This window comes from Tritonibacter sp. SIMBA_163 (genome assembly GCF_046535935.1).
GTDB lineage: Bacteria > Pseudomonadota > Alphaproteobacteria > Rhodobacterales > Rhodobacteraceae > Epibacterium > Epibacterium scottomollicae.
The window spans coordinates 1-266 of sequence record NZ_JAWJBP010000554.1; the positions used below are offsets into that span (position 1 = coordinate 1).

1 protein-coding gene is annotated in these 266 nt (G+C 57.9%); it reads left to right on the forward strand.

Going from position 1 to position 266, the window contains the following annotated elements; all coding sequences use genetic code 11:
* Positions 1-42: 42 nt before the first annotated feature.
* A partial coding sequence (locus R0J92_RS23510; protein ID WP_411053454.1) for an amino acid--tRNA ligase-related protein occupies positions 43-266 on the forward strand: 224 nt, incomplete at its 3' end.

A 266-nucleotide genomic window follows, 5' to 3' on the forward strand; every position in this document is an offset into this window, starting at 1 on the left:
GTGATTGAGCCCCACCTGGGCCAGCAAGAGTTGAGTGTGGTAGTGGACTATCCTGCCAGCCAAGCAGCGCTGGCGCGTCGCCATCAGGATGCTGATGGAGAATGGGTGGCATCACGCTTTGAGCTGTATCTGAACGGCGTTGAATTAGCCAACGGCTACGATGAGCTGACCGATGCCGAAGAGCAGCGCCAACGGTTCAATGACGATAACGAGGAGCGTCGTCGCCTAGGCTTGCCCATCGTGGATGTGGATGAGCACCTGTTGGC